General features: G+C 45.3%; 2 protein-coding genes. Both read right to left on the reverse strand.

Translation table 11 applies throughout. The features are described 5' to 3' along the window. Positions 1-48: 48 nt before the first annotated feature. Positions 49-666, reverse strand: coding sequence for an adenylyl-sulfate kinase (gene cysC, locus R7R78_RS25330; protein WP_005454655.1), 618 nt, complete (start codon positions 664-666; stop codon positions 49-51). Positions 667-690: 24 nt separating this feature from the next. Beyond that, on the reverse strand, positions 691-834 hold a 144-nt coding region (locus R7R78_RS25335; RefSeq protein WP_225474527.1), incomplete at its 5' end, for an anion permease.

The raw sequence follows: 834 nt of genomic DNA on the forward strand, positions 1-834 counted from the left end.
CTCAAGCATCACACGAGGCTTTTTTCCATCCATGATCCAAAAGCTGAGTTAGCTGATCACACGACGCTGTTTAAGCTCATTCAAACACAACTCAACCAACTCTTCGACGCTCTTCTCGCCTGCTGGCAAATCAATTTCTGGATTGATTGGCGCTTGATATTCTGAATCAATACCCGTGAAATTTGGGATCTCACCTGCTCGCGCTTTTTTGTATAAACCTTTTGGATCTCGGCCTTCGCACACTTCGAGAGATGCATTCACAAACACTTCAATGAACTCACCTTCGGGCAGTAAATCGCGAACGAGTTGACGCTCAGCACGGTGAGGAGAAATGAACGCGGACAACACAATCAAACCCGCATCTGCCATCAGTTTCGCCAACTCGCCAATACGACGAATATTTTCACGACGATCTTGTTCAGAAAAGCCTAGATCACTACACAGGCCATGACGAACATTGTCACCGTCCAACAAATAAGTGTGGTAGCCCAACTCAGCTAAACGATTCTCCAGCGCGCCCGCGACGGTTGACTTACCTGCACCAGATAAACCAGTAAACCAAAGCACTGCTGGTTTCTGTTTTTTCAGCTCAGCACGAAACTGTTTATCAACCGTGTGCTGATGCCAGACAATGTTTTCATCTTTTACCGGTGTTTCAGCGGTCATAACGAATCCTTGTATTTATCGGAATTAAAACGGAAAGAAGACCGGAATCAATGTCAGTACCAATACGGAATACACAATCGAAATCGGCACACCAATTCGCACATAGTCGGTCAATTTGTAATTACCTACGCTGTAAACCAACAAGTTAGTTTGATACCCGTAGGGAGA

The sequence above is a fragment of the Vibrio sp. 2134-1 genome, from assembly GCF_033339495.1.

Excerpts from the sequence above, each read along its gene's own strand:
- cysC (WP_005454655.1), bottom strand. The coding sequence starts at position 666 with ATGACCGCTGAAACACCGGTAAAAGATGAAAACATTGTCTGGCATCAG.